Source organism: Algibacter sp., assembly GCF_049667265.1.
Taxonomy (GTDB): domain Bacteria; phylum Bacteroidota; class Bacteroidia; order Flavobacteriales; family Flavobacteriaceae; genus Algibacter_B.
Genome location: NZ_JBATHX010000249.1, coordinates 1 through 12,929 on the forward strand (window position 1 = coordinate 1; position 12,929 = coordinate 12,929).

The 12,929-nt window shown below is 34.0% G+C and carries 13 protein-coding genes; 2 read left to right on the plus strand and 11 right to left on the minus strand.

Annotated elements, in window-relative coordinates; genetic code table 11:
* From WBN21_RS09335 to WBN21_RS09385, 11 genes are all read right to left on the minus strand, one after another.
* Positions 1-754, minus strand: a 754-nt coding sequence (locus WBN21_RS09335) for a WD40/YVTN/BNR-like repeat-containing protein (RefSeq protein WP_424199624.1), incomplete at its 3' end; no start/stop codon positions are given.
* A gap of 132 nt (positions 755-886) precedes the next feature.
* Positions 887-1,999, minus strand: coding sequence for a YHYH protein (locus WBN21_RS09340; RefSeq protein ID WP_424199626.1), 1,113 nt, complete (start codon positions 1,997-1,999; stop codon positions 887-889).
* A gap of 22 nt (positions 2,000-2,021) precedes the next feature.
* Positions 2,022-2,564, minus strand: coding sequence for an EF-hand domain-containing protein (locus WBN21_RS09345; protein WP_424199628.1), 543 nt, complete (start codon positions 2,562-2,564; stop codon positions 2,022-2,024).
* Positions 2,565-2,576: 12 nt separating this feature from the next.
* Positions 2,577-4,004: a CotH kinase family protein gene (locus WBN21_RS09350; protein WP_424199630.1), complete on the minus strand. Its 1,428-nt coding sequence runs from the start codon at positions 4,002-4,004 to the stop codon at positions 2,577-2,579.
* 2 nt (positions 4,005-4,006) lie between these two features.
* Positions 4,007-4,714: a DUF2490 domain-containing protein gene (locus WBN21_RS09355; protein ID WP_424199632.1), complete on the minus strand. Its 708-nt coding sequence runs from the start codon at positions 4,712-4,714 to the stop codon at positions 4,007-4,009.
* Between the two features lie 8 nt (positions 4,715-4,722).
* On the minus strand, positions 4,723-5,340 hold the full coding sequence (locus WBN21_RS09360) for a DUF4956 domain-containing protein (RefSeq protein WP_424199634.1): 618 nt from the start codon (positions 5,338-5,340) through the stop codon (positions 4,723-4,725).
* A gap of 11 nt (positions 5,341-5,351) precedes the next feature.
* Positions 5,352-6,101, minus strand: coding sequence for a polyphosphate polymerase domain-containing protein (locus tag WBN21_RS09365; protein WP_424199636.1), 750 nt, complete (start codon positions 6,099-6,101; stop codon positions 5,352-5,354).
* Between the two features lie 58 nt (positions 6,102-6,159).
* Positions 6,160-6,447: an EF-hand domain-containing protein gene (locus tag WBN21_RS09370; RefSeq protein WP_424199638.1), complete on the minus strand. Its 288-nt coding sequence runs from the start codon at positions 6,445-6,447 to the stop codon at positions 6,160-6,162.
* Positions 6,448-6,601: 154 nt separating this feature from the next.
* On the minus strand, positions 6,602-7,171 hold the full coding sequence (locus WBN21_RS09375; protein ID WP_424199640.1) for a hypothetical protein: 570 nt from the start codon (positions 7,169-7,171) through the stop codon (positions 6,602-6,604).
* 5 nt (positions 7,172-7,176) lie between these two features.
* Complete coding sequence (locus tag WBN21_RS09380; protein ID WP_424199642.1) at positions 7,177-7,497, minus strand: hypothetical protein; 321 nt, start codon at positions 7,495-7,497, stop codon at positions 7,177-7,179.
* Between the two features lie 49 nt (positions 7,498-7,546).
* Positions 7,547-8,125, minus strand: coding sequence for an RNA polymerase sigma factor (locus tag WBN21_RS09385; protein WP_424199644.1), 579 nt, complete (start codon positions 8,123-8,125; stop codon positions 7,547-7,549).
* A gap of 354 nt (positions 8,126-8,479) precedes the next feature.
* Here WBN21_RS09385 and WBN21_RS09390 point away from each other — a divergent pair, with 354 nt between their 5' ends.
* Both WBN21_RS09390 and purL read left to right on the plus strand, forming a co-directional pair.
* A complete protein-coding gene (locus WBN21_RS09390; protein WP_424199648.1) occupies positions 8,480-9,694 on the plus strand; it encodes an RsmB/NOP family class I SAM-dependent RNA methyltransferase in 1,215 nt (404 codons plus the stop codon).
* A 141-nt stretch (positions 9,695-9,835) separates the two neighbouring features.
* The coding region (gene purL, locus WBN21_RS09395) for a phosphoribosylformylglycinamidine synthase (RefSeq protein WP_424199646.1) at positions 9,836-12,929 on the plus strand (3,094 nt) is incomplete at its 3' end.

A 12,929-nucleotide genomic window follows, 5' to 3' on the forward strand; every position in this document is an offset into this window, starting at 1 on the left:
AATCGCCACCAATGGCAAATCCGTTCAATTCATCGTAAAAATCGATTGAATAAATACCTTCTGTTTCTTTGTCTTTTACAATTGGCGTGTCAAATACCTCCCAAGTTTTACCTTTATCCGGTGAAAAATAAACTCGTCCAGCCGTAGTTGCTACCCATGTGTTATCGCCTACAATAGCAATATTGGTATCGCTTGCTGCAAAAGCACCTTCGTTTTCTGTGCCTTTTGGTAATTCATCACAAGATAATTTATTCCAATTATTTCCGCCATCTCGAGTAATGATGACGCTTAAACACCCATCTGTTGAATCTCCAATGGCAATGCCTTCTTCATCATTCCAGAAATCCATGGAGTCGTAGAAGGCTTTGGGGTGGTTTTCTTGGTAGACTACTTTGTCTTCTTCTGAACCCATTTTAAATAATAAAGCAGGTGTTCCAATACTTAAAGCAAGCCCATTATTTTTAGTTCCAGAAATTGATCTAAAGTTAGGTGTGATACCATCAAATTCTTGTTGGATTAAAAAATTATAATCTAAGATTTCTGAATCCGGAGAGATAGCTCCAATTTTACCTGTTGAAGTCGCGAAATAACACAAATTTTCACCGTAAATCTCCAAAGCCCTAACATTCAACAAGGAATCTTGCATTAAATGTTCAATCTCAACTTTATTAATATCTCTAAGTTTAAAAGTTTCCTTTTTTCCGCAGGAAAATAAAAAAACAATGACTATTAATGGTGGAAAAAAATATTTCATAATTATCGGATTTCTATAAAAGTAAAAAAGCTCCATGAATAAATCATGAAGCTTTCATCAAAAACTATTAATCAATCAAACTAAAAAAAATTTATTAAGTCCAAAAAAAAAAATGTGTTTTAAACTAAAACCTTAATTTCTTTCCCTTTGTGGCCTTGGATTATTTGATTTTGAAAACTCCATCAATTCGCCTTTTGTAATGAAGCCATCATTATTAAGGTCTATTTTAGTAAAACTATCTTTCAGCGGTCCTTTTGTTTCATTTTCGGATAGTTTTTCATCTTTATTAATATCCATTTTTTCAAAAATTTCATCAGCATTTGGTCGTTCTCCTTGTCCTCTACCTTGTCCAATTCCTGCGCCTGCACGTTCATCCTGAGAAACTTCACCCATTAAACAACGACTTATATAAGGAAACTCGTTAGTCACTAAATACATATAATTTCCATCGATGGTGATTCCGTTACATTCATCCAAATCTCCTGAACCTGCAACATATTCAAAATCTGATCCGTAAGTACCATCGTGATGGCCACCCACCGAAATATCAATAGTTCTGTGGGTTGTATAGGTGCAATCTTCGCCTTCTCTATTGCCATCTAACAATTTAAAACTTGGTTTATATTTTCCACTTTTTGAATAATACATAGGGAAACCATCATGAGCAAATCCGATATGAACTAAATCGTTTCCGGAATCAAGATTTTCAATTACCGAAGTTGGCGATCCGTGATAATGATAAGCTCCCGTAGGTTGTACATGGGCATGGTTAAAATCTAAACCCAAATCAATCACATCCTGAAGTGCTTCTACTCGGTAATTTTCACCTGTATCGCAAACTACCACCTCGGCAGTTCCTGGCTCAAATTTTACGCCGTTTAATGCTATTCCTGGTTCTCTTGCCCAAGTGGCGTTTCCTGTATATTTTGGATTTAAAGGAAAGCGATACGTTTTGTTTTGAGCTGAAATAGTATTTGGGTTCCCCGGATTTGGAAATGTACCTGTTTTATGATTTGGCAAGGCATTCGTCACCATAGTTCTTGTATTTACATCAACTGTTACTACTGTTTCCGTTCCAAAATCAGCATTGACTAAGGTGTAATTCCCAAAATAATTAGCGTTGCTCCTTGAATCATTTTCATGTGAATGGTTTGCTGCATCATGATTATGAGTATTATTGTTGCTTTTGCAGCCAACAAATACAACTAATAAAAGTGCTACTGATATTTTTATTAAATTTTTCATTTTTAATATTTTCACGCCTAAATTAGTCTCTTTTTTTACGTTTTGATTTTTTGGTACTATTATCTTCCTTTTCAAAAAACGCTTTTAACTCCTCTTCATCAAGTTCTGAATCTTCATTGGTGTCAATATCACTAAATTTATCAGTCAATACTTGATTTCCTTTAGCCGCAACTTCCAAAGCATTAAGCTTCCCGTTTCCATCATCATCAATTTCCTTAATCAATTTTTCTGGCGACACTTTTTTAGGCTCTTTTCTTCCGCTTAATGAGGCTTTTAATTCTTCCAAATCAATTAAATCATCATCATTTGTATCAATCTCGTCAAAATCTTCAGCTATTTTTCCGCGCTTATCATTGGATGCTTCCTCTTTATCTATTTTATCATCATTGTTTGTGTCCAACATCGATAAGATTTCTGAAGCATCCGGTTTCCCGCCTCTTTGCTGTCCTTGACCATTTCCGCCACCACGACCACCTTGCCCACCTCCAGGCCCTTGGGCAAAAACACCAAAAGATAATAGGTAAGCAAAAATGGTAATTGAAAGATTTAATTTATAGTTCTTCATTATTTTATTTATTTATTTATTCAAATATGTATTTACTGCAGAAGCACGACTTGATACATGCGATTTTAGTGTTGTAATAGCAGAATAAAAGTCGCTACTACTATTTAAAAACGTATAACCATCAACTTCCGTTGTTGCATAAGGCTCTACCAGCGAAGAATAAGTTGTGTATAATGCTTGTATGGTACTTGTATTAAACGGACCATCTACCACTTCTTGAACATAAGCATCGTATTTAGCCTTGTACACATCATCTTGATACAAATACCCTATTAACGGCCATGAAGAAGAACTTAAACCTGAGAAATCTAGAGGTAAAGACCCGCCCATTTTTCCATATTCTAAAGACTCATTATTATCCCAAGGAATCCATTCTAATTTGCTAGTATCTGGGTTATTATACAAGAAATAATTATGAGTCATTCTACCATAAGTATCCCAGTTTTGGATTACTGTATTAACTGCTAAATATTTTAAGAAAACATCTGTATCTAAAACAGCATCTAAATTGGTTCTCCATGTAGCCGCGTCGCTTGTTCTTGTACCATCATGCAAAATTGATAATAAATTTGACACATCTGTAAAATCGGCTTCATCTTCATTTGTTTTCTTGACATACTCATCTTCATCATAAGTTCCTGAAGCAAAACTTGCTGCATCACCATCAGGTTTATATAGATTACCATCATCACTTGAATATTGAGTATCTATTACGGTATCATCAACCTCTTCTACTAATGTGTATAATCCAAAATACTGAGGACCATCACCATGATCTACATAAACCGTAAAGAAAGCTGTATGAGAAACTGCTAATCCTGCATTTTTAAACACATCGGCAGCAACCTTTTCTCTTAACATCGATTCGTCTAAATAGTTATTTTTTAAGCTTAGTTTTTTAAACCCGTAAAAACGTTGATTATCTATTTGAGGGTAATCATCTTCGAACTCATCAAAATCTAGTTTAAAGGATAATTTATAGTTTCCACTTTGCCAAGTAGATTGTAAACTTGAATTCCCTTTAAACCGCACCCCTACTTTATACCATTCAATGTTATTATAAAATACAGAAGCTGGCACAAAGACAGGGTCTTCATCAGAGAAACTTCCTCCTCCACCTCTTGAATTACCAAAGGTTCCATATAAATCTGTCATGTCGTCCAACATAACATCCCAATTATCTTCAGAAATAACAATATCCACTCTTTTTACTGCTGTATCATCAAAAATTTCGTCAAAATTAGGGTCTGCCTCTTTACTATGAGTTTCGGTTGTCCAATCTGTGGCTTCAAAACCTGTGTCGTCAATAACAACTTCTACTTCAGATTCTGTTTCTGTATCATCATCAATAGACTCCTTAGTAGAACAATTCATAAATAAGAATGGCACAATGGCAATTATTATTAATAGTGCTGTGATTTTTAAATTAATTTTCTTCATAATTATTTATTTTTAATAGTGTATGTATATTTTAATCCAATGATATTTGTTGTTTCAGGTATGGTTTCATTTAACTCCTTTTCTAAGCGGTAAAAGAGACCAATGGTTCCGAAATTTTTTATTTTATAATCCGTCCCTAGTGTTAATCGGTATTTTTTAAACCCATTATCGTTTTCCTGCCCAATTTGATTAAATATTTCGGCAGAAAATTTAGGGTCTAATTTCCACTTTTTAATATTGTATTCTATTCCCGTTTTAAAACGTAATTGCTGATTTGCATAATCATCTACCGATAATTCATTTTTATTTTGATAGCGCAAACGGTATTTTAGTTGAAAATCGTTGATCTTGTGTTTATAAGTAGCATCCACATTAAACCTGAAATGATTTTCATAACCTTGAACATTTCCTTCATTATCATTTTCTCTTATGAAACGAAGTCCACCTCCTAGTTTAAAATTTTTCATTAAAGAATACTCTGCGCCTAATTGGGTGAAATATTCAGCGATTTCAGTAATATCTTCATCCAACCTTAACTGCTCTTCAAGCTCGAAACTCCATTTTTTATTAAGTTTATACTCTACCCCAATAGAATTCCAACTTTCTAAATGGTTAGTGTCATCTGATTGTGCATCACTTGTTTTTACAAACAACATGCATAACAGAAGTAAGCTGAAATAGAAAAGTTTATTATATTTATGATTATTCATAGTTTATATTATTTGTGGTTATCTTGATTTCCGTTGAAATAAAAAACGGTAACCTTCGCGGTATCCTTTAAAAAATCAACATCACCAATAGTCACTTTGTTTATTTTTAAACCCATTCGTGCTTCTAAATCACTTTTCAATATTTCATAATTTTCAGGCTTTATATTTTCTATAATTTCATAAATAATAGATTTCGATTCTTCTTGTTTTAAAGCCCAGTACCTTTCAATAAGAATAAGTACCGTAATAATTAGTGTATTAGCGCCAATAATTTCAGCATAACTCATTTTTTTATTGGCCAAAGAGTTTATTACAGACACCCCAATAACCACAAACAAATAGGTCATTTCTTTAATTGGTATGGGATCTGTTCTGTAACGAATAATTCCAAAAATGGCAAAAAGCCCCAGAGCCATACCAATATCTAACTCATATTTTTTAAGTGTAAAACACAAGAAAAATACGATCACACTAATTAAATAATAGGTAAACACATAATCTTTTCGTTTGGTAAACGGATAATAAATAAACCTAATAATAAGCGTTAAAAATGTAAAGTTAATGACGAATCTGAACATCATTTTATAAAAATCGTCGTCAAAAAGGGGGATATCTAAAAATTCCATATGGTTTCTGGTTAAGCTGTTATACTATTAATTTTTAATTGTTTTATCTTGAAATTATTATACTTCAAATCTTTGTATAAGCTCATCATGCCTATGCAGTATTTGCTAATACGATATGGTGTAATGCCATTAGATTTTAAGGATTTTATTACTGCAGAAGTCCTGTCAGAGCGTTCTTGTTTTACTTCCACAATAACCAAATTATCATAAGATTTTTTAGCTTTTTCGTTTTTAAAAGACAGGTTTAAATCGATGGTAAGTCGCTCCTTGGCAGATTTATTTACTAGTGTAATTCTATTAAACCTATTCCAAATAATAGGCTTCAAATCAAACTCTTTATCAGTCGTCTTATTTATAAAGTTTTGCGAGTTTGCAGATAATGACGTTTCAAAATCATTAATTGCAATTCTAGATTTATTAGTATTTCCTTTACCATCTTTTTGTTTTATTTCAAGAAAACAAGCATCAGATTCTACATACTTTCGCATTCTAATTTTTGTTCTATTGATTTTCCCATTATGATGATCATTATAAAACTTACAAGAATCCGTATCAAAATATAAAGATGAGTAAGTCATAATTCTGTCATCATTTATTTCTAAAACGCTATACTGATTTTTAATAGACTCTAAAACAGATATTAATTGGTTTTCATGAATTACAAATTTGGTATCTGTTCTTTTCATTAAAGAAACACTTTCCATTTCTTTTAAAGAAATGGATGTGAGACGCTCTACTATATCTGGAATATCTTGATTCATTTTAAAGTAAGTTTAGATTATTGTTGCAAAAAGAAATACTAATTTTGTTCTTAAATTTCTATTTTCTAGAAGGTCCTTTTGGCTTCGGTGCTTTTTCAAATTCTTCTTCTGTAATAAACCCATCTTCATCAGTATCAACCTTAGCAAAATCTTTTTTTAGTGGCCCTTTAATTTCCTCTTTCGAAAGCTTTCCGTCTTCATTAGCATCCATCTTTTCAATTAACTCTTTAAAAGTTGGCGGCGCTTTTCTTTCTTGTTTATTATCAGACTGCCCAAAAGAGCTGTTCGTCATAAATAATGCTATTCCAAAAACTAGTATTCCTGCCTTTATTTTTCCTAATATCATTTTTTATTTATTTAAGATTAATTAATCATTAATTTATTGTTATGTTATTTTAGATGCACTTATATTCTTTTACTTGTGCAGTACTTTGTTAAAAAAATCACAAAAAAAAGACCCTCATAACTTTGAAGGTCATTTGTATGATTTTCACAATTTATTAAAGTTCTGGTGGCGGTGGTCTATCACCGTCTGGTCCATCAAGATGTGGCGGCCTATTTCCGTCTGGTCCATCACCATGCGGAGTTCTGTCTCCATCTGGTCTTCCTCCAGGCGGTGGTCCTTGCCCTCTATCTCCTCGCCTTAGCGCATCCTTTATAATGTTACTAAACTTTTCTTTTTGTTTGTCATTACATAACTCCTGAACTTGCCAAAAATGACTAAACACTTCTAAATCTTTGGCAGCTTCCTTATCGCCTATTAATGCCGCAATCGAATCGATATTTACGTCATTTAACGAAGCGTCGGATAAACCTTTAAACAACTCATCTTTTAAAATTTTAATATCATTAGTTATTCGCTCCATTTTATTATGATGCTGCTCACCTAATTCTTGAAATTGTTTTTGTTGCCCCTCATCAAAACCCAGTTCTTTCATTAAAAAAAGCTCCGATTTTTCAGGCATATTTTGCTTCGCCTTATCTCCATTTCCTAAATAATTAACAAGGAAAAATACATTCACTACAATTAAAAAGACAAGTAAAATATATAAGAGTAAATTTTTCTTCATGATAATTAATTTAAAATTGATGTGTCATCGTTATTCACAGATAATCCATATGAATCGGCAAACTCACTCAAATTTTCATCATAACCTGATGCCTCCTCAAATTTCGTAAACGCCATCACATTCAAAATCACAACACAAACTAAGGTTGCCAATTGTAATTTAGGTGTAAACCAATTCCAAGACACTTGTTTTACTTCCTTTTCAGCAAATAAAACATTCATAGTTTTATCCTTAAAAAATGGTGACACTTTAACCCTTTCAATAGCATCCATAGCCATAAAAGTGTTATCTATTTTATCTTGTATATTTTTATTTGTTGTTTTCATAACTATAGTGTTATAATATTTTAGATGCCATATTTTTCAAAAACTTGCGTTAGGATTCATTTTTATAATAATTTTCTAAAAGGTTCTGCAAATTTTTCTTGGCACGAAACATTAAAGACTCAACAGACGACAAGCTTTTATCAATAATATCGCAAATCTCTTGGTAGCTCTTTCCATCAACTTTGTGCAACGTAAACACTACTTTCTGCGCTTCAGGCAACTGGTTAATTGCAAAAAACAAAGTCTCACTTTCCTCCTTATTCTCTAAAATAATCCCCGGATGATTCATCTCGGTAAAATAACTGGTCTTATCCATCGGAATATCATTTCCTGTAATAGACTGTAGAAAAGCAAACCGTTTTTTCGTATTTCGTTTTCTAATAAACTCCAAACATTTATTAGTGGTAATTCTATAAATCCAAGTCGATAATTTAGAATCTCCTTTAAACTTCCCAATCGAATTAAACACCTCCACAAACACCTCCTGCGCAATATCCTCGGCATCCTCCTTATTCGGCACAAACGATATGCAGGTAGCAAATACCTTCTGCTGAAAATCATCCACCAACTTCCCATATGCATTCGCATTATGGTTTCGCAATCCCTCAATAAATTCGATATCCGTCAAAAAATAAATTAAACTTATATAAGTTTAGATGTTTAAAAATTTAAAAACTTGTGCTTTTTAATTACTTTTTTTTTAAAATGCTTTATGGCGTTCCCCAAATGGGTCAGGCTTTCTGTTGCAAGTCCTCACTCGTGCCTCGCTGTGGGCTTTCCACTACAATCCTTAACGCGGGGCAATCCGCAGGCTATAGAGCTCAGGTCCCAATAAAAACCACACCTATAAACATTAGCAATTTACAGAAATAAACTAAAACTCAACAAAAAAGTTAACAGCCAAATCAATCCATTTTTAAACATAAAACAAAACAACAATTAAACATATAAAAACGTAACTTTGCACCCTTATTTATATACCATGCGATTACACAGAAACTTATGCTTTGCCGTTATAGATGGCTTAACCTTAATCTTTAACGAAGGCAAGTATGCCGATAAAGCAATACAACAACTATTAAAACGTGATAAACGTTGGGGCGCTCGCGACCGTGGTTTTGTTGCCGAAACCACATACGAAATGGTGCGTTGGAAACGCCTGTACGCTGAAATTGCAGAAGTTAAAGAACCTTTTGATCGCGATAACCTATGGCGCATGTTTGCCGTTTGGGCAACCCTAAAAGGAATAAAATTACCAGATTGGAAATATTTTGAAGGCACCCCATTGCGTAAAATTAAAGGGCGTTACGACGAACTTTCAGGGGTTAGAAAATTTAAAGAATCTATCCCAGATTGGATGGACGAAATTGGAAGGAAAGAATTAGGTGACGCCGTTTGGAGTAAAGAAATAGCCGCACTTAACGAACAAGCGGATGTTATTTTAAGAGTAAACACCCTTAAAACCACCAAAGAAAAACTTCAAACCGAATTATTCGATTTAGATATAGAAACCGAATTTATTGATAACCACCCAAATGCTTTAAAATTAAGAGAACGTGCTAATGTGTTTTCTACCGAAGCCTTTAAAAATGGTTTTTTTGAAGTTCAAGATGCCAACTCGCAATTAGTAGCCGAGTTTTTGGACGTGCAACCAGGTATGCGCGTGGTAGACGCTTGTGCTGGTGCTGGCGGAAAAACATTACACCTTGCATCTTTAATGGAAAACAAAGGGCAAATAATTGCTATGGATATTTATGGCAATAAGTTGAATGAGTTAAAACGTCGTGCCAAACGAAACGGCGCACATAACATTGAAAACCGCGTTATCGAATCCACTAAAGCTATTAAAAAACTTTATGATAAAGCCGATCGTGTATTAATTGATGCACCATGTTCTGGATTAGGTGTTTTACGCAGAAACCCAGATGCTAAATGGAAATTACAACCTGAGTTTATTGATAAAATAAAAATTACACAACAAGAAATTCTTCAACAATATTCTAGAATGGTTAAAACTGGAGGTCAAATGGTTTATGCAACCTGCTCAGTTTTACCTTCTGAAAACCAAGATCAGGTTAAAACTTTTTTGGCCTCTGAAGCCGGCGCAAATTTCGAATTATTAAAAGACAAAAAACTATTAGCGCACAAATCTGGATTTGATGGGTTTTATATGGCGTTGTTGGAGAGGAAAGCATAACATTTAATAGCAACAATAATTGGTGCTTTTTTGTTCAAAACTCCTTAATAACTCCAATTTTCCGTGTTATATTTTTGATTAAAATCCCACTAAAAAGACCTAAATTTGGACTTTCTTTAAACTTACACAAAATAAGAGCTAATGATTCATTTCTTTGGAAACGTAACCAGTAAAGTATTTGCTGTTCAAACAACAAAAGAATTATCAACTGAAACTATTTCAAAATTAACATGGCTATTCGGTAACCAACCAAAAATAGAACAAGCGTCCTTAGGTGCTTTTTTTGTTGGACCACGTGCCGCCATGATTACACCTTGGAGTACCAATGCCGTTGAGATTACCCAAAATATGGGGATTACAGACATTATTAGAATTGAAGAATTTGAAGCGGTTGCGGAAGAATTCAATGATTTTGACCCCATGATTTCTGAGAAATTTAAAGGTTTAAAACAAGAATCATTTACTATCGATATTAAGCCAGAACCAATTCTTAATATTGAAGATATTTCATCTTATAATCAACAAGAAGGCTTATCATTAAGTGATGAAGAAGTGGAATATCTTGAAGGAGTTGCAAAGAAAATTGGAAGACCATTAACCGACTCTGAAGTGTTTGGGTTTTCGCAAGTTAATTCTGAGCATTGTCGTCATAAAATTTTCAACGGAACTTTTGTTATTGATGGCGAGGAAAAACCGGTGTCGCTTTTTAAAATGATTAGACAAACGTCTGAAGCACATCCAAACGATATTGTTTCAGCATATAAAGATAATGTGGCATTTGTAAAAGGCCCAAAAGTGGAACAATTTGCACCAAAACGTGCGGACATTCCTGATTATTACACTACCAAAACATTTGATTCTGTTATTTCGCTTAAAGCGGAAACACATAATTTCCCAACTACGGTTGAACCTTTTAATGGTGCTGCAACTGGTGCTGGTGGAGAAATTAGAGACAGGCTTGCTGGTGGAAAAGGCTCATTACCTCTTGCAGGAACAGCGGTTTACATGACCTCGTATTCTAGACTTGAAGAAAACAGACCTTGGGAACAAAAGTTTGAGGCTAGAAAATGGTTGTATCAAACGCCAATGGATATTTTAATAAAAGCATCAAACGGTGCGTCAGATTTTGGAAACAAATTTGGACAACCGCTAATTTGTGGTTCTGTTTTAACTTTTGAGCACAATGAAAATTCATCTTCAAGTGATTCTGCAGCGAGAAGATTAGGATTCGATAAAGTCATTATGCAAGCTGGTGGAATAGGTTATGGTAAAGCAGACCAAGCATTAAAAGACACGCCTAAAGTTGGTGACAAAATAGTCATTCTTGGTGGTGAAAATTATAGAATTGGCATGGGTGGTGCTGCCGTATCTTCGGCTGATACTGGTGCTTTTGCCTCAGGAATTGAATTAAACGCGGTACAGCGTTCTAACCCAGAAATGCAAAAACGTGCTGCAAATGCAGTTCGTGGCATGGTTGAAAGTGAAGAAAACTTTATCGTTTCTATTCACGATCATGGGGCTGGTGGACATTTAAATTGTCTTTCGGAACTGGTTGAAGATACTGGCGGAAAAATAGATTTAGATGCATTACCTGTTGGCGACCCAACACTTTCTGATAAAGAAATTATTGGTAACGAATCGCAAGAGCGAATGGGCTTAGTTATTGCCGAAAAGCATTTAGAAACGCTTCATAAAATTGCAGACCGTGAACGTTCGCCAATGTACACCGTTGGAGATGTAACTGGCGACAACCGTTTTACTTTCGAATCTAAAACCAACGGACACAAGCCAATGGATTTAGCCATGGAAGATATGTTTGGAAGTTCGCCTAAAACAATAATGACCGACATTACAGTTACTAGAAACTATAAAAACCCGAGATATAAAACTAAAAATTTACAAATTTATTTAGAGCAAGTGTTACAACTTGAGGCGGTAGCTTGTAAAGATTGGTTAACAAATAAAGTAGACCGCTGTGTTGGTGGTAAAGTAGCGAAACAACAATGTGTAGGTCCGTTACAAATCCCGCTTAATAATGTTGGTGTAATGGCACTAGATTTTAAAGGGAAAGAAGGTGTTGCAACATCTATTGGGCACTCGCCTATTTCGGGTTTAATTAATCCGGTTGCAGGAAGTAGAAATTCCATTACCGAAGCTTTAACAAACTTAGTTTGGGCGCCTTTAAAAGATGGATTACAATCGGTTTCATTATCAGCAAACTGGATGTGGCCTTGTAAAAACGAAGGTGAAGATGCCCGTTTGTATGAAGCCGTTAAAGCGATTTCAGAATTCGCCATTGATTTAGGAATTAATGTTCCAACAGGAAAAGATTCGCTTTCAATGAAGCAAAAATACCCTGATGGCGATGTTATTTCTCCTGGAACCGTTATTATTTCGGCTGGTGCAAATTGTAACGATATTACTAAAGTTGTAGAGCCTGTTTTTAAACAAAATGCTGGTAATGTTTACTATATTAATGTTTCGCAAGACGATTTTAAATTAGGCGGAAGTTCGTTCAATCAGGTTTTAAATACCATTGGAAACGAAGCGCCAATTGTAAAGGATGCTAGATATGTTAAAAATGTATTTAACACCATGCAATCTTTAATTGTAAACGAAAAAATTAAAGCTGGTCACGATGTAGCTTCTGGTGGCTTAATTACAACACTTTTAGAGCTTTGTTTTGCCGATGTAGATTTAGGAGCCGATTTAGATATTTCTAAATTAAATGAAGAAGATTCTATAAAAGTTTTATTTGCTGAAAATTCTGGACTTGTTTTTCAAACTGATGAATCGGTTGAAGCGATTTTATCTAAAAATAACATTGAATTTTTCAATATTGGTTCAGTTAACAATTCTGGAAATTTAACTATTAAAAATAACGACGATAATTTCACTTTCAATATTTCTAAAAACAGAGATGTTTGGTATAAAACTTCGTTCTTATTAGACCAAAAGCAAACTGCTAATGGTTTAGCTAAAAATCGATTTGAAAACTATAAAAATCAACCGCTTCAATATTCTTTCCCTAAACATTTTACTGCAAAATTACCTGTTATAGGGAAGACAAGACCCAAAGCAGCAATTTTACGCGAAAAAGGGTCTAACTCTGAGCGTGAAATGGCAAATGCCATGTATTTAGCTGGTTTTGATGTAAAAGATGTGCACATGACCGATTTAATTTCTGGTCGTGAAACTTTAGAAGATATTCAGTTTTTAGGAGCCGTTGGTGGTT